The organism is Marinitenerispora sediminis, assembly GCF_003336425.1.
GTDB classification, from domain to species: Bacteria; Actinomycetota; Actinomycetes; order Streptosporangiales; family Streptosporangiaceae; genus Marinitenerispora; species Marinitenerispora sediminis.
In genome coordinates this window covers 1-324 of the sequence record NZ_QEIO01000404.1, presented here as the reverse complement: position 1 = coordinate 324, position 324 = coordinate 1, and the positions used below count along the sequence as shown (strand labels likewise).

The window sequence follows — 324 nt, the reverse complement described above, 5'->3', positions numbered from 1 at the left end:
CCCGCACCCCGAACCGGAGCCCCCCGGCCCGGGACCGCTGCCGCCGGCCGAGCCGGAGCGCCAGCCGGAGCCGGCGTAGCCGCGCCCGCTGGCGGAGCCGTGCCCGCGCGGGAGCGGCGTCACGTCACCGCGCGGAGCCCGCCGAAGGGGCGGTCGCGGAGCTGGTCGGCGGCGCGGGCCGTCGCCCCGTCCGCGGGCAGGAAGACGACGAGCTGCTGCGCGTCCGCGGACAGTTCGAGCGTCTCGCGGTGGAACCGCAGTTCCTGGCCGGCTGGGTGGTTGAGGCGGAGTACGCCGCGCTTGGGCACCACATGCCGGTGGAAG

Annotated in this window: 1 protein-coding gene; it reads right to left on the bottom strand. The window is 78.7% G+C overall.

The annotated features are described in order from the left end of the window. Positions 1-119 precede the first annotated feature (119 nt). A partial coding sequence (locus DEF28_RS27025) for an MmyB family transcriptional regulator (protein ID WP_449405552.1) occupies positions 120-324 on the bottom strand: 205 nt, incomplete at its 5' end.